At 72.6% G+C, this 17,696-nt stretch carries 12 protein-coding genes; 1 reads left to right on the forward strand and 11 read right to left on the reverse strand.

The annotated features are described in order from the left end of the window. Nucleotide 1: 1 nt before the first annotated feature. Complete coding sequence (locus UQW22_RS05070; RefSeq protein WP_407319790.1) at nucleotides 2-451, reverse strand: acyl-CoA thioesterase; 450 nt, start codon at nucleotides 449-451, stop codon at nucleotides 2-4. Beyond that, nucleotides 451-6,189 carry an SDR family NAD(P)-dependent oxidoreductase gene (locus UQW22_RS05075; protein WP_407319791.1) on the reverse strand — a complete coding sequence of 1,913 codons (5,739 nt, stop codon included), beginning with the start codon at nucleotides 6,187-6,189 and terminating at the stop codon, nucleotides 451-453. The genes UQW22_RS05070 and UQW22_RS05075 overlap by 1 nt, the downstream gene beginning before the upstream one ends. A gap of 234 nt (nucleotides 6,190-6,423) precedes the next feature. Between UQW22_RS05075 and UQW22_RS05080 the strand changes: the two genes are divergently transcribed. Beyond that, nucleotides 6,424-7,404, forward strand: coding sequence for a DUF1702 family protein (locus UQW22_RS05080; RefSeq protein WP_407319792.1), 981 nt, complete (start codon nucleotides 6,424-6,426; stop codon nucleotides 7,402-7,404). Between the two features lie 19 nt (nucleotides 7,405-7,423). Here the strand turns inward: UQW22_RS05080 and UQW22_RS05085 are convergent, their stop codons facing one another. The 9 genes from UQW22_RS05085 to UQW22_RS05125 all read right to left on the reverse strand — a co-directional run bounded on the left by UQW22_RS05085 (nucleotide 7,424) and on the right by UQW22_RS05125 (nucleotide 17,690). Then, on the reverse strand, nucleotides 7,424-7,942 hold the full coding sequence (locus UQW22_RS05085) for a DUF2505 domain-containing protein (protein ID WP_407319793.1): 519 nt from the start codon (nucleotides 7,940-7,942) through the stop codon (nucleotides 7,424-7,426). 9 nt (nucleotides 7,943-7,951) lie between these two features. Next, nucleotides 7,952-9,574, reverse strand: coding sequence for a GMC family oxidoreductase N-terminal domain-containing protein (locus UQW22_RS05090; protein ID WP_407319794.1), 1,623 nt, complete (start codon nucleotides 9,572-9,574; stop codon nucleotides 7,952-7,954). Continuing rightward, entirely contained in the window at nucleotides 9,571-10,170 is a 600-nt protein-coding gene (locus UQW22_RS05095; RefSeq protein WP_407319795.1) for a DUF5987 family protein, read from the reverse strand. The genes UQW22_RS05090 and UQW22_RS05095 overlap by 4 nt, the downstream gene beginning before the upstream one ends. Further along, entirely contained in the window at nucleotides 10,167-11,441 is a 1,275-nt protein-coding gene (locus tag UQW22_RS05100; protein ID WP_407319796.1) for a cytochrome P450, read from the reverse strand. Before UQW22_RS05100 ends, UQW22_RS05095 begins: the two co-directional genes overlap by 4 nt. Further along, nucleotides 11,434-12,501 carry a DUF1702 family protein gene (locus UQW22_RS05105; protein WP_407319797.1) on the reverse strand — a complete coding sequence of 356 codons (1,068 nt, stop codon included), beginning with the start codon at nucleotides 12,499-12,501 and terminating at the stop codon, nucleotides 11,434-11,436. Before UQW22_RS05105 ends, UQW22_RS05100 begins: the two co-directional genes overlap by 8 nt. Beyond that, a complete protein-coding gene (locus UQW22_RS05110; protein WP_407319798.1) occupies nucleotides 12,423-13,427 on the reverse strand; it encodes an enediyne biosynthesis protein UnbU in 1,005 nt (334 codons plus the stop codon). The genes UQW22_RS05105 and UQW22_RS05110 overlap by 79 nt, the downstream gene beginning before the upstream one ends. After that, nucleotides 13,424-15,280 (reverse strand): CRTAC1 family protein, encoded by a 1,857-nt coding sequence (locus tag UQW22_RS05115; RefSeq protein WP_407319799.1) that lies wholly within the window; start codon nucleotides 15,278-15,280, stop codon nucleotides 13,424-13,426. Before UQW22_RS05115 ends, UQW22_RS05110 begins: the two co-directional genes overlap by 4 nt. Before the next feature lie 78 nt (nucleotides 15,281-15,358). Next, on the reverse strand, nucleotides 15,359-16,249 hold the full coding sequence (locus UQW22_RS05120; RefSeq protein WP_407319800.1) for a helix-turn-helix transcriptional regulator: 891 nt from the start codon (nucleotides 16,247-16,249) through the stop codon (nucleotides 15,359-15,361). 151 nt (nucleotides 16,250-16,400) lie between these two features. After that, entirely contained in the window at nucleotides 16,401-17,690 is a 1,290-nt protein-coding gene (locus tag UQW22_RS05125; protein WP_407319801.1) for an FAD-dependent oxidoreductase, read from the reverse strand. Nucleotides 17,691-17,696: the final 6 nt, after the last annotated feature.

Consider the following 17,696-nt stretch of genomic DNA (forward strand, 5'->3'; position numbering starts at 1 on the left):
GTCAGACCGCCTCCGGCGTCGGTGCGGCACGGTAGGGCTCGAGCGCGGCCACCAGGTCGGCCGGCACCCGGCTCGGAACGGTGTTCTGGTTGGGGCCGCGCATGCAGACGATCTTCTGCCGACCCTTGCCGACGAGGGTCTCGACGCCTCCCTCGAGCTTGACGTAGTCGAAGCTGAAGTCGATCCTGCTCGGCCCGAGCTCGACGAGGCTCATCCTGATCGCGATCTCGTCGAAGGCCGCCAGCTCGCTGAAGAACTCGCACTCGACCTTCAGGGTGAAGAGCTTGAGGTCCTCCTGGACCTCTCGCAGGACGGTGGGCGCCTCGTCCTTGAGGAACATCTCCCGGCAGCGCCCCTGCCAGCGCAGGTAGTTGACGTAGTAGACGTTCCCCACGAGGTTGGTCTCCTCGAAACCGACGACGTGACGGATCTCGTAGTAGCGGGACGACATCAGCGACCTCCAAGTAGTGCGAACATCGTGCTCGACCCTCCGATGGGCAGAACCCAGGTGGCGATCCGGTAGGGACCCGCACCGATCACCACGCGATCGTCGGTGGTCGACGTCAGCGCCAGCCGGATCGAGGCGTGGCCCGCCTTGCGGACGCACTCCATCGCCCCCCACACCCGGGAGGCCGCCTCGTGCAGGTCGTCGTCGGTGGACGTGGCGATCTCCTGGGCCAGGGGCCACTCGGCGCCGAGGAGGTCCTCCCACGTGCCGTCGGACCGCTCGACGACCGCCTCGGTGTCGCAGGTCACGCGCCCCGGTCCGGCGACGGCCACCGTGAACTCGGCGTGGTGGGACGAGGACACCTCCGTGGCGGAGCTGAGGAAGAGCCGGCCGTCCTCGCGTCGCCGCACCGGGTCGTGCGGCCGGAGGCGGGCCAGCGCCCGGTCCGTGACGGCACGGTGGTCGGCGCGGCTCCCCGAGTCGGTCGGGGCGTGCGGCTCGACGACGACCTCGATCCCCGCCCCGAACAGCTCCTCGGCCTGGCGCTGCAGGTACGGGCCGGTCATCGCCGGGTTCCAGTGCACCGTGCGCGGAGGCCGCCGCCGTACGGCGCGGAGGCGCAGCCCGGACCACCGTTCGACAGGGCCAGCCTGGTCGAAGCAGGCCAGCCCGTAGGTGTACGAGTCGCCGTCGTGGCTCACCTCGCGTGCCACCGACACCACGTCGCGGCCGTCGGTTGCCAGGGCGGGGACGACGAGGTCCACGGCCTCGGGAAGCAGGACGGCGTCCGGGACGCAGCACTGGACGGCGTGCATCATCGCGTCCCGGGTCCCGGGCGCCGCCAGGACGAGCTCCGGCGGGTGGACGAGCGAGAACCACTCCGCGCCCCGCCGGGTGCTCAGCTCCGCGACCGACCTGCGGGCGAGAGCCACCCGGTAGCCGCGCACCTGCTGGAACCGGGGCCCCTGGAACATGAGCGGTCCGTACAGGTCGCGCCCCGGGTCCAGCGCCAGGAGAGCCGGCCCGTACGGCTCGGGGCCGTCGCCCGCCGTAGGCGGGGGCGGCGGCGTGAGGACAGCGCTGAAGTGGTCGACGGCGAACCGGGTGGACGACGTGCGGACCACGACTCGGACGGTGTCGTCCTCGACGAGTGCAGCGACCCGGATCGTCTCCGAGCGGTCCGCAGGGACCACGACGGGCCGTTCGAAGGCGAGCTGCGTGAAGGCGAGCCCGTCCCGCAGCGCGGGCCGCAGCGCCACCGCGGCCTGCGCCATCGCCTCCATGCCCATGACGGCCGGGAAGATCATCTCGCCGTCGAGCATGTGGTCCGGCAGGTACAGGTCGGCCCCGGCGGCGAGCTCCGCATCGACGACCAGCTCCACGCCGGCGTAGTGGACCTGCGGCTGCTCGAGGAACCTCAGCAGCGGCACCTCGCGCGGCGTGTGCCGCATCGTCGCGAACGAGCCGGTCCGTCCGGCGACGACCACGAGCGACGGGAGCGTGGCGTCGTCGACCAAGGAGCTGACGAGCGCGACTCCCCAGTCGGCCGGGATCGGCTCGATGCCGCGCTGGCGCAGCGACTCGAGCACCCCGAGCCGTTCCCCCATCCCGGCGCCCGACCAGACCGACCACTCGACCGCGCGCACCCTGACGTGCGGGTGGGCGCGCTCGAACGCCAGGACCTCCTCCGTCAGCCAGTCGTTCGCCGTGGCGTAGTGGACCTCGCCCTCCAGACCCGCCCGGCCGATGATGCTGCCGAACGCGACCAGCAGCCGTAGCCGCGAGACGTCGACGCACGCGAGGACGTTCCGCAGCCCGTGCACCTTCGGGGCGATGGTCCGGTCCAGCTGGTCACGGGTGAGGTCCTTCGCACGCGACGGCTCGTTGGTACCGGCTCCGTGCAGCACCGCGGTGACCGGTCCGATGGCCTCGACGCCCGTCCGTACGGCTCGGGCGACGTCCGCGGCGTCAGTGACGTCAGCGCTGACGTAGACGTGCTCGACGCCGGCCGACCGGGCCCGCTCGATCGTGGCGGACACCGCGGGGTCGGTCGAGGGCGCCCGGCCCAGGAGCATCAGCCGGCAGCCGGACCCCTCGGCGATCCGGAGCGCCGACTCGGCGGTGATCCCCTTGCCGCCACCGGTCACGAGCAGCACGTCCCCGTCCCCGAGGTAGCTCTCCGGCGAAGGCGCCAGGTCGAGCGCGGACCACGTCCGGTGCACCCGGGTGCCGTCGGCCGTGTAGGTGACCTCGGCGAACCCCTGGTTGCGCGCCACGTCGGCGGCCACGGAGTCCGCGAGCGCCCCGTCGAGGCCGGCCGGGCCGGGCGGCAGGTGCAGCACCGTCACCCGGGGCGACATCTGCTCGAGGTACAGGGATCGGGCTGCTGCGGCCGCTCCGTGCTCGCCACGCTGCAGGACGACGAGCGGGACGCTTCCGGCGTCGTCGAGCGCGGCGATCATGGCCTCGATCGCTTCCGCGCCGGCCTCAGGACCGTGGCCCGCGGTGCTCACGAGCACGCCCGTCTCGACGCCGGAGAGCTCGACGAGCTGGTCCCGGACCCCTCGGGCCACGGCGTCGGCGGGTCCGCCGACGAGGATCCAGGCGCCGGGCTCCCGGGGTGCCGGGGCGGGAAGCAGGTCCTCGGTGCGCCACTCCTCACCGAACGTCCGGACCCAGGGCCCGGCACCGGCCGCCTTCTCGACCGGGACGGCCACGTCGGCCATCTCGTCGATCATCGTCGCGATGTCGCCGAGTGACGACGTCGCGAACGACGGGACGCCGCTCAGCGGCCCTCGGCCCAGCGAGCGGACGACCTCGTTCGTGATCTGCGCGACCGTGATCGACGACAGGTGCAGGTCGTCGAGCGGACTCGTCCGGGGCCCGAGGACCGTCAGGGGCAGGTCGACCTTCTCGGCCACGACGGCCAGCAGCACGTCGAGGGTCGTCGCTCCCTGGCCGGCCGGCCCGACCTCTTCCCCGGCGTCGACCTCCGGTCGTGGCTCCGTCGGGACGAACCCGAGCTCCGGTGCCTGCTCGCAGGGGTTGGCGAGGAAGGTCATCGTCTGCCCCGGCTCCAGCGGCCGGTACGCGCGTCCGTCGACGAGTGCGTCGGTGGCGATCTGCTGCCCGAGCGCCCAGGTGGCGGCGACGGCGTCCAGGAACGGGGCGAGCGACCCGGCGTCCGTGTCGACGCTCACCGCGGGGACGGTCGGCAGGTTGGCCGCCACCAGCCCGCCGACGGTACGTCCCGGCCCTACCTCCACGACGAGGTCGTGGCCACTGAGCAGCTTGGTCGCGTCGCTGAACCGGACGGGCCGGGTGATCTGGTCGACGAGGAACGACCGGAGGTCGTGGTCGACCGGGAGCGCCGCAGCCAACGACGGCGAGACGACGTCACGCCGCAGCGGTCCGAGGCTCGTTCCCGCGAGGTGCTCACGCAGCACCGCTGCCGCCCCGCTGCACCACGAGGTGTGGAAAGCGTGCTCGACGTCCAGCACGGTGACCCCCGCTCCCGCGCGGCCGGCCGCGGCGACGACGAGGTCCACGTCGGTCCGCGAGCCCGCGACCACGGTCAGGGCCGGTGCGTTGTACCCGGAGATCTCGGCGTCGGTCCCCTCCAGGAACAGGCGCGTGCGGTCGGCGCCGGCGCTGACGACTGCCATCGCGCCGTCCCGGGGGATCTCCTCGAACATGGCGCGCCCGCGGACGCGGGCCAGCTCGAGCGCCTGGCCGTCGGTGAGCGCGCCAGCCCACGCCAGTGCGGTGATCTCGCCGAGGCTGTGCCCTATCGCGGTCTCGGCCTCGACCCCGAGCCGGGCGAGCGCCGCGAGGCCCTGGAGGGACCTGCGCACCACGCGGGGCTGCAGTCCCGCGGTGCCGTCCGCCGCGTCGTCCGGGTCGTCCACGTCCTCGGGGCAGAACCTGCGCACCGCGTGCCCGAGGTGTCCGTGCCCGGCGCCCTGACCGGGGAACGCGAACGCCAGCCGCCCCGGCTCCGTGCCGTACCCGCACCACGTCCCCTCGTCGACCCGCACGAGCCGCCCCGGCGCGGTGCCGGTCCCGGTGAGGTGGTCGACGGCGCGGGTCAGGCGCGCGACGGCCTCCTCCGGGTGACGGGCGACCACCGCGACGCGATACCCGTCCACCACTCCGCGCTGCTGGAGGTGGACGGCCATGTCGGTGAGCTCGCACATCGCGGCGCGCCCGAGCGTGCGGGCGACCTCGCGGACGTCGTCGACGAGCGCCTCGAGGCTCGCGGCGGAGAACAGCAGGAGCTCGGCGTCCTGGCGGCCGGACACGAGCCGGACCGGGTCGGCCGTGACCGCCGACCCGGTCGGGGCCGGTGCCTCGGGGCCCTCCAGCGCGATGTGCGTGTTGATCCCGCCGAACCCCATGGCCGACACCCCGGCCCGCACGGGCACCCCGGGGTGGTAGGACCCCGCCTGCGTCGGCACGTGGATCGCGTGCGCGTTCTCGGCCAGCAGGGGGTGCGGCTCCACGTGGCCGCTCACGGGCGGGACGACCTGGTGGTGCACGGACAGGGCGGCCTTGATGAGACCCGCCACCCCGGCGGCCGCCTTGGTATGACCGATGTTCGCCTTGATCGAGCCGAGCGCCGCCGGCCACGGGTCGTCCACCCCTTCACGGGTCGAGGCGAGGGCGGCGATCTCCGTGGCGTCGCCGACGGCGGTCCCGGTGCCGTGCCCCTCGAAGTAGGAGACGGTCGAGGCCTCGTAGCCGGCGCGTGCGTAGGCGTTGGCGAGCGCCCGGCGGTGCCCGCTCTCCTCGGGCCGGGTGATCCCGCCCTTGCCGTCGGACGACATCCCCCAGCCGGTGAGGCACGCGAGCACCGGGCGGCCCTGGGCGCGGGCGTCGCCCTCACGCATCAGGACGACGATGCCGCATCCCTCGCCGGGCCAGAACCCGTTGGAGCCTCGGTCGTACACCCGCATCTCGGACGTCGCGAGGGCACCGGTCTTGCTGAAGCCGACCAGCTCGAAGGGGTCGATGGAGAGGTCGACGCCCCCGGCCAGGACGACGTCGGCGTCGCCGGACCGCAGGGCGTTCGCCGCGTTGATCACCGAGAGCAGCGAGGACGAGCAGGCACCGTCGACGGTGTAGCCGCCACCACCCAGGTCGAAGTAGTTGCAGAGGCGACCGGCGATGGTGTTGGCGAGCCCACCGGCGAGCATGTCCTCGTTGGCGGCCGGGAACGGCGCCTTGTACACCTGCTCCAGGTCGCTGACGAACGTGTCGATCTCCTCGGTCGCCCAGCCCCGCTCCTCGAGCTGGGCGGACACGGTCCGCCGGACGTAGGGCCAGCGCAGGCGCATCACGTTCGCCCGCGAGAACTCCCCTGTCAGGGTGTTCCCCAGGACGACGGCGGTGGACTCCCGCGGCAGGCCCTCCCCGTCCTCGAACCCCGCCGCACGCAACGCGTCGGCCGCGACGTCCAGGGCGAGCCAGTGCGTCATGTCCGTGGAGGTCATGGTCCGCGCGGAGATCATCCTCCGCACCCGGTCGAACTCGTAGTCCCGCAGCACGGCGGCCTTGCCGGCGTAGAACTTGTCCGGTGCCGACGGGTCCGGGTCCCAGTAGTCGGCCAGGTTGGTGCGCTCGGCCGGCATGGTCCGGAACGCGCGCCTCCCGGCGAGGACGTTGGTCCACAGCTCGTCCGGGGTCGCGGCGTCCGGGTACCGCAGACCGACTCCCACTATGGCGATGCGCTGGGACGTCACTGGAATCGCTCCATCTCTCGGGTGGTGACTCGGCAACCACCACGGGACTGCTGATCGAGCCCCAGCATCGACCCGGGGTGCGGTGCGCAGTTCTCCCTGATTGCCCGTCGGCGCCGCGGCGCCCGGGGTGCGCCGACCGGCACCTTCCCACGTGCGGGATGGTCTCGGGGGCGTGGCCCCCGCCCGTGTGGCCGCCTAGGGTCGCGGCAGCATCCACCGACCTCAGGAGACGCGATGTCCTTCTCGTTCACCGGTGCGCTCAGGCTGGCAGTCGCTCCGACGATCTCCTCCGTCACCGCCTCGTGCCTGGGGTTCCCGGGGGCGGACCTACCGGCCCGCAAGGCGCTCGACCAGATCCCCCGGGCCGTCGTCGTCGGCTTCGAGTCGGCGCTCGAGTCCAGCACCCCGGCCGACGTCGCGGCGCGCGTGGACCTGATGGACGAGCCGCTGCGCGGGTTCGGGTTCGAAGGGGCGGTGATGGCCACGACGATCCTGGACGCGACCGCCGGAGGGGCACGGACGCGGCAGCTGATCGAGGGACCGGCGCGTCCGCACCACCTGCTGGCGTACATCGGCATCGGCTTCGCGCTGGCCCGGCTGCCCCGCCGGCTCTGGTCCCGCGGCCTGCCCGACCTCGATCTCGACGGCTACCACCCCACGCTGTCGTGGCTCGCCGTCGACGGCTACGGGTTCGACCTCGCCTACTTCCACCGGCACCGGTGGGTGGGGACGGGCGCCCGGCCCCGCCCGTGGCCGTTCCTCGGCGCGCCCGGCTACTTCGGCCGTGCGGTCGACCAGGGGATGGGGCGGGCCGTCTGGTTCGTCGACGGCGCCCGTCCGGCGCACGCCGCCGCGACCGTCGACACGTTCGCCCCGGAACGGCGCGCCGACGTGTGGGCCGGCGTCGGGCTCGCCGCCACGTTCGCCGGCCCCACCGCCGACGTCGACTACGGGTCGCTGGCGCGGCTGGCCGGCCCGCACGCGTCGGACGTGCGCCTCGGTGCGGCCCTGGCCGCCATGGCACGGCACGGGTCCGGCACGGTCCCGGAGCACACACGAGCCGCCACGACCGCCCTGACGGGGTTGTCCCCCGCGCACCTCGCCGAGCTCGCCGACGGCTGCGCCGTCCTGGAGGACGAGGGGACGACGCCGGCCTACGAACGGTGGCGCCGGGCGATCCGGCGGGAGCTCACGTCGGTCGGTGCGGTGGCCTGAGGGGCGCACCGCACCGACATCAGGCCCCGGCCGCCTGCGGAGCGCTCCCGTCCCGGGACCGCTCCTCGAGCAGCGCGCACTCGATCTCCATGGTCTCGCGGACCAACGCGGCCGACGCCTCCTCGACCCTGTCGCGGAACAGCGGGACGGTGGACGACAGGGTCCCGTCGAACGTGAGCCGTGAACCTCCCTCGGCGGGGTCGACGCCCACATGCCCGCGGAACCGCACGGGCGCACCGTCGACGTCGATCTCGAACGCACCACCCTGCCGGCCGTCGTCGTCGGGGTGCTCCCACCGCTCGGTCTCGACGACGACCATGACGGGACGCACGAGAGCCTTCACGAACTCCGGCAGCCCGACGGTCGGCAACCGACGTTCCGTCCGCACGGTCGTGCCCGTCGTGAGCTCCTCGCGAGACATGCCGAAGTCCCGGGCGCCCAGGCGTGCGGCCTTCTCCGCCTGGAACGCCTCCTCGCACATGTGCGCGACGACCTGCGCCGGCGGCAGCGGGATCGGCTGGCTGAAGGTGAACTGCATGTCGGCTCCTCAGGCGGGGACGGGACGTCGGGTGGGCAGCTCCGCCTCGTAGGCGACGTCCGCGCCGCGCTGCACGAGTCGGTCGATCACGAAGGGGACGGCGCGCTCGGCGAGAGCGGCGATGGTGTTGGAAGGGTTCACCGTCAGGGCGGTCGGGACGGCCGAACCGTCGGTCACGAAGATGCCCTCGTGGCCGCGCAGCTCGTGCGTGTGGTCGAGTGCGCTCGACGCCGGGTCGGCACCGATACGGCACGATCCGAGCGGATGCACGGTGTAGGCACCGACGAGGTCGTTCGTCCACGGGTCGACGGTGCCGAGCCCGGGCTTCTCGATCAGCTCCTTGATCGTCTCGTCGGCCCGCCGCCAGGCCGCCACGGTCGACGCGTGGGGGCGGTAGCGCAGCGTGCCCCGGCCGAGGAGCTGCTGAGACAGCCGCACCGCGTTGCCGGACGGCGGCGGCGCGCCGAACTCGCCCTCGTTGTCGTCCTCCACGAGCTCGAACAGCATCATCCAGTTCCGCCAGCGGTGGAGCAGCTCCTTCTTCTCCAGGCCGAACCATCCCGGCAGACCGTCCGCCGTGCGGGCCTGGGCGAGGATCGTCCCGAGACCGGGTGGGAAGTAGAGCTGCTCGATGGCGAACCGTTCGTGCTCCGGCAGGCTCCCGTCGACCCGGTCCCAGGTGGCGACCACGGGCCCCCGACCGACCTGGAACGCCCCGTAGGGCCGATCGCCGGCCGTGGCGCCCTCGGGGAGGAGGTCTCGGACGGCGTCCTCGTCGATGACGGCCACGTTGATGCGCTCGCCGTTGCCCGAGAAGTACTTGCCGACGGCGTCCGGCATCGTCCCGAGCAGGGGCTCGGAACGCTGGAGGATGACGGGGGTCGCCGCGGCCCCGGCCGCGAGAACCACCACCCGCGCGCGGACCTTCCCGTGCCCCGTCGTGAGCCGGTAGTCGACGGGGTCGACCAGGGAGTACGAGACGACGTAGCCGCCGTCCGGCGCCCGTTCCACCGTCTGGACCTCGTGGAGTGGCCGGATCTGTGCGCCGTGCTCCTCAGCCGCCGGGATGTAGTTGGTCAGGAGCGAGCGCTTGGCGTCCTCGACGCAGCCGGACATCATCCAGTTGCAGCTCGTGCACCGGCTCGTGTCGACGGCGGAGGGCAGGGGGTTCGCGGTCCTGCCCCCGTGGTCGCAGATCGCGGCCCACAGACCGCCCGGCTTGCTCACCTCGTCCCAGTCGTGGGTGCTGATCGGCAAGGCCTCGGCGACCCGGTCGTACCACGGGTCGAGGCTGCCCCGGTCGACCTCGTCGGGCCACAGGCGCTGTCCGGCGGCACCGGTCCGGTCGAACACGAACTGCGGTGCGCGCGGCATGGCGGCGAAGTACACGACGCTGCCCCCGCCCACGCAGTTCCCGGCGAGCACGCTCATGCCGTCGCCGGCCGTGAAGTCGAAGATGCGCGTCGACGACGACCCGAACCGCAAGGACTGGTCGAACTCGTCCGCGGAGAGTCGGGGGCCCCGTTCGAGGACGAGGACGCTGGCACCTCCTCGGGCGAGGTGGAACGCCGGGATGGAGCCGCCGAAGCCGCTGCCGACGACGACGGCGTCGAACTCTTCGATGTCGCTCACGCGATGCTTCCTGTCCTCGGGTCGGTCGCAGGGTGGACCCGGGCCATGGGCACCGAGTACGTGGGGTCGCTCGCTTGCCAGCGGCCGTCGGTCGGGGGCGCGAAACCCATCGCCGTCAGTCCCGGCGCGCCGGTGGCGACCGCCTCGGCGGTCTCGAGGTGCGGTGCGCTGTCGTAGGCCATGGTCGCGAACAGCGCGACGAGGAACCACAGCTCGTGGGCAGGCTCGTCCTGTGCCGTGAGCGCGGCGACGAGGCGTCGGCGGTCCTGGTACGCCAGGTCGGCGAACCGCGAGACGCCGGAGATGCCGTCCGACGACGCCCAAGAGACCGCCCGCTCGTCGAGCAGGTCGGCCATCTCCCCGATGCCGTCCTCGATGCCCGTCGCGGGATCGGTCAGCACCTCGAGCGCGCCCGCCTCGACGGCGCCCGGGGTGTCGCTCACCCCGGCGACCGCGATGTCGTCGTCGTGCCGGCGACACCCGGGCACGACCGTGTCCGCGTAGGCCTCGAGCGCCGTGGTCTGCGTGGGGGTGAGCGTGGGCCGCTCGCCGCGGGGCGCGACCCGTGGTCGGTCGATGGGGTCGGTAGGTCTCATGCGCTGCTCCTTGCCGTGGGCCGGACCTGGTCGGACGTGGTGCGAGAACGGGCCTCGACGACAGCGCCCCCAGCCGGTGCCTGGGACATGCGCGCCCGCGGACGCGGCGTCGTCGGCGAGCCCGGGCGCAGCCGCACCCTGCTCGCGACGACCGCCAGCCAGACGGCGCCCTCCATCGCGGCGAGCGACACGCCCGGGCACGACCGCGGGCCAGCGCCGAACGCGAAGGGGTTCGAGGGCCCGTGACCGGCCGCGGCCCGACGCGGCTCGAAGGAACGGTCAGGCGTCGCCGCGCCGGGCAGGAGCAGCACCTCGTCGCCGGGACGCAGGCTCACGCCCGCGACGACGTCCGCGGCGACGGCCCGCCGGCTGATCAGCCAGACGGGCGGACGCAGCCGCAGGGTGTCCTGGAACACGGCGTTCGCCACGGTGAGCGAGGCGAGGTCCCCCAACGTCGCGACGCCGGCGTCAGAGATCCGCGCTCCCTCTGCGGCGAGCTCGTCCTGCAGTGCGTCGTCGTGCGCGACGAAGCCCGCAGCCCAGCCCAGCGTGCTGGCGGTCGTCTCGTAGCCGGCCAGGAAGAGCGACATCATGCCCTCCATGCCCGACCAGGCATCTGTCCTCCCGGTCCCCGCCAGGGCCGCCGAGGCCTCGGCGCGGAGGACGTCGAGCGCCGCGGCGACGGCCGCCGCCCGCCGCGGACGCAGCCACGTCGGGACGGCACCCTGCGTGACCGCGCGAAAGATCGCCTCGTCCTGGATCACGTCGAACGCCTCGTGGACGCGTCGACCGTCGGGTACCCCGAATCCGAAGGTGCGTGCCAGGCAGGTGAGCGTGTAGGACGCCAGGTCGACCGTCAGGTCGACGCGCCGCCAGTCGGCGGCTCCGAGACGGTCAGCAGCCTCGTGGGCGGCCTCGACGACGTGCGGCAGTCGTTCCTGGACGGCTCGGGCACGCAGGTACGGCCTGGCGGCGCTGCGCTGCGCCTTCCACGACTCGCCCTCGGCAGTGAGCAGTCCGTCGCCGATGATCTCCCGTGCGTGGAGCTGCCCCATCCCCTTGATGTACCGGTCCGCCCGGTCGACCAGGACGTGCTTGACCGTCGAGGGGTCGCACGTGACGAGCACCCGGCCCGTCGGCAGCCTCATCACGCACCCGTTCCGGTGCGCCGCGGCGAGCCTCTCGAGGTGCTCGACCCTAGCTCCACCGGTGAGCGCGGCGAGAGCCCCGGCGGTCTCGACCGGCCCGAGCGTGCGCGCGGTGTCAGCCATCGCCCAGCTCACCGGCCAACCCCACGCGCCAGCCCTCGTAAGCGAGCCAGTTGCCCGGTCCGCCACGCGGGACGCGCGGGCGATGACGGTCGACGACCGAGACGACGTCGTCGACCGTCCGGCCACAGAGGACCTCGGCGGCCAGGCGTGTGTGCGCCGTCGTCGTCGACGCCCGCGCGCGGGCCTCCACCGCGAACGCGCACCCCTGACGCACCCAGGCACGATGCCTGCCGGCAGCGTCCAGCACGGCTCGCAGACCGTCCGCGTCACGCCCGCCTGCATAGGTCATCGCCAGGCCGACCCCTGCCCACAACGACGCGTGCTGGTCCTCGGCGAAGCGACCGACGAGCGTGGCCAGACTGTCCTCTGACCCTCCGGCAACGAACCACAGGCCGCGTCCGACGCCCTGCGCGAGATGCTGCGTCGCCGACCGCGCGCCACCTGGCCAGGCATCGAGCGGGAAGCCCGTCGAACGGGCGTCGAGGACCTTGCGCGTGGAGAAGAACACTTCGTGGAACGCGAACCCGTCGAGAACCAGCGGGACCATGGCCCGGTCGAGGCCGACGACGTCCGGCCACCACCGCCTCGGCAGCCGTGCCATCGCCCACCCCACGCCGACGTGCATGAGGTAGGTGTGCTCGTCGCCGCGCCGGAGCAGCTCGTCGAGGACACCCCGGTTCCACGGCTCGAGACGCGACCGGACGGTGGTGGCCATGGCGGCGCCCTCCGCCGCGAACCCGCGCCACTGCTCCGGCGTCCGCGCCAGCTCTTCGAGGACGGCGGCGGGGGTGGGCCGGCGACAGGCGGTCTCGAAGCCGTCGAGGAAGGCGTTGCCCACTGGTTCGACGATGCTGCTGCCCCCCACCCATGGCTGGAACCCTCGGCGTCGAGGGTCCACCTGGCTCCGCGAGGGTGTCATCACGCGGGACCGAGCGGTGCGGAGCCGGGTTGCCGCGTGACCCAGCACCGCTCCCCGGGCCGTCACGCCACGGCTCCGACCGCACCGGCGCGGGTCCGGCGGATGTCGCCCACCTTCAGGGCGAGGCCGCGCAGGGCGCACGTGATCACCAGGGCGAAGAAGATCGCGTACGCGACGCCCAGGACGATCAGGGCGCCGTACACCGCGGCGGTGGTGAGACCGAACACCACCTGCCGCCAGGGTTCTGTCGGCGTCGTCCCCGGGTCGGTGATCATGTAGTTGGTGAACAGCACGAACGCGACCCCGGTCATCATGCCGAGCGCCGCCCAGCCGTTGTCGTCGAAGAACACGTCCCGGATCACCGCCTGGGCGGCGTACCCCCCGACCCAGGCCGCGATGAGCGGCATGCGCTTGGTCAGCTTCGAGTTCAGCAGCGTCCCGGCCGAGAGGACGGCTACCGGGATCAGCCAGTCGAAGAACGTGTCGGTGTTGTTGAGGAACATGTAGGGCGGCACGAAGCCGACCGTCGGCATCAGCACGAGCGTCACGCAGATGCCGAAGTTCGACGGGTTCAGGTAGTGGCGCAGGCGCCCCTTGACACGGAGCCTGAAGAGGTACTTCGACCCGACGGCGACGACCACCGCGAACAGGTAGACACCCAGGTTCTGCCCGTAGATCAGCATCGCGCACGCCAGAGCCGCGATGTGCGCCGGCAGCAGGAAGTAGAGCATCTCCTCGGGCCCACCGGCGTACCCCGCCCTGGTCCCCCGTGCCCACGAGTCGACGAGCTCGAGGCCGATGCTGCACGCATAGGCGACGAGGACGGCCGCGATGGGGACGATCGGTGCCTGCTCGAATCCGAGGAACACGTGCCCGACGACGGTCAGTGCGGTGATCGAGATCGCGAAGCGCAGCAGCGCGGCCTTGCGGGGGTCGCGCTGGGGTGCGCCACCCGGTGCCGGGGCGGCCGGCGGCGCGGTGGCGGGTGGTGGTGCTGCCGGGGGCGGGGCCTCGTCCAGCACCAGCTCGTCGCTCCTGCCCCGGGTGGGGGTCGTGGTGTCGGTCATCGATCGATCCTCAGCTCTTGGGCGCCCTCGGTGAGGGCGAACGTCGTGGAGTGCTGGCCGTCCGCGTCGACCCATCGGACGGTCGCGCTCGCGTCCGACACGGCGTCGCCGGGGAGGGCGAAGTGGAGCTCTGTACCCGAGACGCCCGAGTGCCCGTTGGCCGGGTACAGCTGCGCTGTCCGGGAGTAGCCGGGGCCCTCGACCGTGACGACGGCGCCGATCACGGGCGTGGGGCCGTGCTCTGCCTGCCGCGTGACGGACAGAGTGACGCTGGGGTGCTCCGACACACTCGTGTTGATGTGCACCTGGGAGCGGGCCCACTGGTTCGCGACGATGACGTCCTGACGACCGTCGCCGTCGACGTCGGCGACGGAGAACCCGCGGCTGGCCGTGCGATCGTCGAACGGGACGCTCGACCCGACGTCCGCGTACGCGTCCCCGACGGGGACCCAGAGGCGGTTGGGCTCGTCACCGGAGATGTCGGCGTCGGGGCCGATGCGCATCCAGGACGTCGGGGAGGACAGGATCTGGTCGTTGCCCATCGCCATCTCCTGGAGCCGGGGCCAGAGCTCCTCGGTGCCGACGATCATGCCCGTGGCCTGCACGAACCCGTCGCGCCCGGAGTTGGTCGGGTCGATCGGCTTGATGTCCCAGGACCAGCCGCTCACGGCGAGGTTCACGTCCGCGGCGCGGTCCTCGTACGGGAGCCGGCCCTCGAGCAGGTCTGAGCCCGGACCGGTCGGATAGAAGGCAAAGTTTCCTTCTTGCAGGCCCCATGTCGTCGTGATGTTGCTGACGTGGATGCTGGGCAGGTCGGCACCAGGTGCGTAGGAGTACGCCACCCCCATGCCCTTGAACGAACCGTGGCCCAGCACCTTCGAGCGGGCCGTCGTGAGGTCACGGTCGCCGCGCACCTCCCTGAACCGCACGTCGCCCGGGACGGACGCGTTCACCAGCAGCTGATCGGGACCGAAGTCGTTGGCGACGTACACGTCCGGCAGGCCGTTGCCGGACAGGTCCTGCAGGCCGAGCGCCAGGGTCCAGGCCTTCGCGGAGTCCTGGGGCCACCTCTCGGAGACGTCGGTGAACCGCGGGACGCCGTCGGCGTCGGTGCCCGCCCCGAGGAAGAGCCGGTTCTCACCGGCGTTCTGCGCGTTGCCCATCGAGTGCTGCATCTGCATGCGCGGGTCGTCGTCCGCCGTCGGGTCCAGCACCCGGCTGCCGTCCGGGAAGTAGTTGCCGACCGCGATGTCGAGGACGCCGTCACCGTCGACGTCGGCGATGTTCAACGCGGTCGAGTTCCACACCTGCATCGGTTCGACCAGCTCGACGGGGGTGAACCAGTCGGCGGACGGGTCACCGGTCCCGGGCCCGGTGTTCAGGAAGATCACCGGCGAGCGGCCCCAGTAGTAGACCACGACGTCGGGACGCCCGTCCTGGTCGACATCGGTGGGGACGCACCCGATAGGTGCCATCGTCGCGTCGTAGCGCAGGCCGTCAGGCCGCAGCTCGAACGGCTCGAACTGCGGGCCGCCGCTGCCAGGGACCGGGAAGACCTTCAGGGTGTCGTCGCGGGGATCGGTGAGGCACGCGTCCCCCGGACGCCCGAGCCCGCGCAGGTCGAGAGAACCGACCGAGGCGCCGACGGCGGAGATCCAGGGCTGGATGTGCTCGAGCGCCGGCGCGACCGGACGCTGCTCCTGGTTCCCGGCGGAGTCCGGCAGGTCGTGCGTCGTGAAGGAGATCCCCTCCGCCGCACTCCCGGCGGCCTCGGCCGTCGGCCCCGGCTGCCACGGCAACCAGGCGACGGCGGCGACGGCCAGTGCCGCGACCGGTGCGGCGAATGACTTCAAGGACGGCACAGGAGCTCCTTCGAGGCGTCGTGGTGCAATACGCGGCAGACCGTGCGAGCCACCTTCGTGGCGATGTGCTCAACGGTGGCGCAGGACCATGTCCAGCGGGTATTCCCGGTTGCGCTGGGCCTGCGGCACCGACGCAGGCTCGGCGTGCGTCCCACCGAGGAGCACCGGCGGGTCGATCGGCCGCTCCGGCCGGAGCCGGAACCGCGTGGGTAGCTGCCTCGTGCCCTGGTCTGCGAAGACCTGCATCACGGATGTCGCCCGCAGCCACTCGACGTGGGCCCCGACCCCTCGGTGGGCCACGCGTCCGAGGACGACGACGGTCCACCTCCCCTCCGGCAGCCCGGCGAGGTGGAAGCCGCCCGCTCCGTCGAGCCTGGCCGCGGCGACCGGCGGACCCTGCACGATGCTGTCCTCGAAGGCGCCCACGAAGATGTCGCAGTCGGAGGTCGCCGCGCCCGGTCCGAGCGCGACCTGACCACGGAGATGTCCGGAGCCGGTTCCCTCGATCGTCTCGAGCGCGGGCGGCCGGCCGCCGCACGTTCGCCACTGCCGGGGGGACATCCCCACCAGCGCCGAGAATCGCGTGCTGAACGTGCCGACGCTGGAGTAGCCGACCATCGTGCCCGCGTCAGCGATCGACAGGTCCGTCGTCAGGAGCATCTGGCTCGCTCGCTCCATCCGGAGCGCAGCCAGGAACCGACGGGGAGTCGTGCCGACGATCCGTGAGAACTCCCGCGTGAAGTGGAACTTGCTGTAGAACGTCTGGCTCGCGATGTCCGCGATGCCGGCGCCGCAGAAGAGGTCGGCCCGCATCGCGAGGACCGCCTGGTCGACCGCCGCCCCGATGTTCGAAGCCTCCTCGTCAGGGTCTGGCAGCGCCGCGGTCGGGCGTGCCACCACCAGCTCCGGCCGGGTCGGCCGGAGTCCTTCGCGTCCCTGGTGCAGTGTTCCGACGGTCATGTCTTGGCCTCTCAGTCGGTCGAACCGGTGTCAAGAGCCCCCTGCGAACGACGATGGGTGGTGACCAGGGAGTGGGAAATTCGAAACGCACCCTTTGGCCCGCGAGGGTCAGGACGTGACCCGATGGGTCCTCGGGCCTGACCCTGTCGGGTCAGGCCGCCAGCGACCGGGCGACGATCCCCGGCCTGAACAGGCTCGTCGGCTCCTCCAGCAGGCCGGCGACCCGCAGGAACGCCTTGGCGACGACCGGGTCCTTCGTCGCGCCACGTTGCACCTGGGTGACGTACCGGTTCGCCATGCTGGTGGCGACGGTCCGCCGGCCGCGCACGGTCGGGAACCCCAGGTCGCCCCCGGCGGCGAGCGTCCACGGGGTGTCCACGACCCGGCTGAGCTGGCGGGCGAAGAGCCGCGCGTCCAGCCGTCCGCCGGCCTCGAGGTGCGTGCGCAGCCGGAGCGCGGCCATGGCAGCGACGGTCATGCCCTGCGCGTACACGGGGTTGAACCGAGCGAAGGCGTCACCGACGACGGCGAGGCCCTCGGGCATTCCGGCCAGTCGCTCGTACCGCTTGCGCGTGCTCGCCGGGAAGCGGAAGGAGTGCGGGTCCTCGATCCTCCGGGCGGACAGGACCGACCGGTGGACGTCCGGCACCGGGAGCGACCTCGCGAACTCGACGAACGACGCCCAGTCCCGCGGCGGCGCATGCTTGCCGAGCCCGTTGAGGGAGAGGGCGTAGCGGTCGGTCAGGCGCGCGTAGATCATGCCTCGCGGCAGCTCCGGCGTCATCGTCGAGACGATGGCGATGTTCTCCCCGATCGGGTCGAAATCCGGGGCGGTCTCGAACCCGCAGCTCGTGTAGACGAGGTCCATCTGGATGGACTCGTCGGTGACCGTGCCGCAGCCGAGGCTCTCGAGCCAGGCGTCCATCCGGCTCGCGCGGCCGGCGGCGTCGACCACCAGGTCGGCGTCGAGACGCCCGTCCGCCGTCCGTACCCCGACCACGGTGCGTCCGGTCGCGTCGAGCAGCAGCCCCTCGACATCGGCGTGCTCGAGGGCGACGTTCGGCAGCTCGAGCACACGACGCCGCACGTAGCTCTCGAGGAGCGGCCGGCCGGCGGCGACGCACATCATGTCAGCAGGCCCCTGCTGGAACCTCGCCGGGCCACGGTGCCACGCGACACTCGTGCCGAAGTCCAGGATCGGCACGCCGAGTCCGAGGAGGTCGCCGGTGAACCCGGGCAGAAGGTCCTCCAGGATCTCGTGTCCCCGGGCGAGGAGCGCGTGGATGTGATGCCCCTGGGGTACGGCACGGCGGACATCGGTCACGTCGGTCAGATCCCGCTCGAGGACGGTGACCTGGTCGGCGTGGTCGGCGAGGACGCGCGCGGTGAGCAGACCGGCGATGCTTCCCCCGACGACGACCGCGTGGCTGGTGGCGGACATGAGACC

This window comes from Isoptericola halotolerans (genome assembly GCF_045689585.1).
In the GTDB taxonomy this organism is placed as follows: domain Bacteria; phylum Actinomycetota; class Actinomycetes; order Actinomycetales; family Cellulomonadaceae; genus Isoptericola; species Isoptericola halotolerans_B.

Excerpts from the sequence above, each read along its gene's own strand:
- UQW22_RS05070 (WP_407319790.1), bottom strand. The coding sequence starts at position 451 with ATGTCGTCCCGCTACTACGAGATCCGTCACGTCGTCGGTTTCGAGGAG.
- UQW22_RS05080 (WP_407319792.1), top strand. The coding sequence starts at position 6,424 with ATGTCCTTCTCGTTCACCGGTGCGCTCAGGCTGGCAGTCGCTCCGACG.
- UQW22_RS05085 (WP_407319793.1), bottom strand. The coding sequence starts at position 7,942 with ATGCAGTTCACCTTCAGCCAGCCGATCCCGCTGCCGCCGGCGCAGGTC.
- UQW22_RS05095 (WP_407319795.1), bottom strand. The coding sequence starts at position 10,170 with ATGAGACCTACCGACCCCATCGACCGACCACGGGTCGCGCCCCGCGGC.
- UQW22_RS05100 (WP_407319796.1), bottom strand. The coding sequence starts at position 11,441 with ATGGCTGACACCGCGCGCACGCTCGGGCCGGTCGAGACCGCCGGGGCT.
- UQW22_RS05110 (WP_407319798.1), bottom strand. The coding sequence starts at position 13,427 with ATGACCGACACCACGACCCCCACCCGGGGCAGGAGCGACGAGCTGGTG.
- UQW22_RS05120 (WP_407319800.1), bottom strand. The coding sequence starts at position 16,249 with ATGACCGTCGGAACACTGCACCAGGGACGCGAAGGACTCCGGCCGACC.
- UQW22_RS05125 (WP_407319801.1), bottom strand. The coding sequence starts at position 17,690 with ATGTCCGCCACCAGCCACGCGGTCGTCGTCGGGGGAAGCATCGCCGGT.